Below are 409 nucleotides of genomic sequence, written 5' to 3'. Positions count from 1 at the left end.
ATGACTAATTGAGTATTGATTTGTTGCGTCACTGATTGCATGTTGTTTCCTTAGGTTTTATTAGTGGTAATAATGATTGCCACGGATATTTTGATGGTCTATCTCACTTAAAAGATCCAGCTGTTTTTCCGGTAGAGGTTGGCTATCTAACCCTTTCTCTAAGATAGCTTTCACTTGGTTTACTCGCGTAACACCTGTTGCTAACGCTCGGTAGCAGGCGGCTTCAAGTCGTTTGTCTGTGAACTTTTTTCCTAAACTCAATATGCCCATACAGGCACGGTAACTTTGCTCGGGGTGTTTTTTGGTTTGCATGAGTTGAATGACAAATTGCTCGGTTGATTTTCCGAATTTTCTGGCCCAACTTTCAAATCGTTCGGGGGTCCATTGCTGCTGTTTTTGATGGGCGATG

General features: G+C 42.1%; 1 pseudogene. It reads right to left on the bottom strand.

Going from position 1 to position 409, the window contains the following annotated elements:
- Window positions 1–60: 60 nt before the first annotated feature.
- Window positions 61–409: pseudogene (locus CXF95_RS26365) on the bottom strand (IS21 family transposase); the annotation flags it as partial.

The organism is Paraglaciecola sp. MB-3u-78, from assembly GCF_002835935.1.
Lineage (GTDB): Bacteria > Pseudomonadota > Gammaproteobacteria > Enterobacterales > Alteromonadaceae > Paraglaciecola.
Note: the sequence above shows the minus strand (reverse complement) of the source record. Positions and strands in the feature narration are given on the sequence as shown.